Raw genomic sequence first — 438 nt, 5'->3', positions numbered from 1 at the left:
CGCCCGGCACCATCCACCCGGTCGCGCGGCTGGCGGCGACGATCCAGCCGATGTCGGTGACCATCGCGACGCGGCCGATCCTGGTGAGATGGCCCACGCCCCAGCTGATGTCCTTCCACCACGCCGCCAGCTCCATGCCGGCGAAGCTGCGTATCACCGCGACCGCCGACAGCTTGCCGTGGCGTGCGATCACTGCCTCCATTTCGGTGGCCGCGGCATCATATTCGGCGCGGGTGACTTCGCCGTCGACGGTGAATTCGATCACGCCGGCGTCCATGTCGGTATCGAAATGCATCATGGGCTTCACTCCGTTCGGTTCCCCGGTCATAACGCATGACGCATGGAAGGACCCTATCTCTCCACGGTTTCCGAAACGATTCAGGCGGCGATCGCTCCCGTGTTCCTGTTGGCGGGCATCGGGGCGTTCCTGAACGTGAT

Annotated in this window: 1 protein-coding gene; it reads right to left on the bottom strand. The window is 64.6% G+C overall.

Features of this window, described 5'->3' with window-relative positions; genetic code table 11:
• The coding region (locus A6F49_RS14425; protein WP_161485825.1) for a SpoIIAA family protein at positions 1-298 on the bottom strand (298 nt) is incomplete at its 3' end.
• Between the last annotated feature and the right edge of the window lie 140 nt (positions 299-438).

Origin of the sequence: Enteractinococcus helveticum, from assembly GCF_001657475.1 — a bacterium.
In the GTDB taxonomy this organism is placed as follows: domain Bacteria; phylum Actinomycetota; class Actinomycetes; order Actinomycetales; family Micrococcaceae; genus Yaniella; species Yaniella helvetica.
The sequence above is the reverse complement of the archived record's forward strand: the minus strand, read 5'-3'. Positions and strand labels throughout refer to the sequence as shown.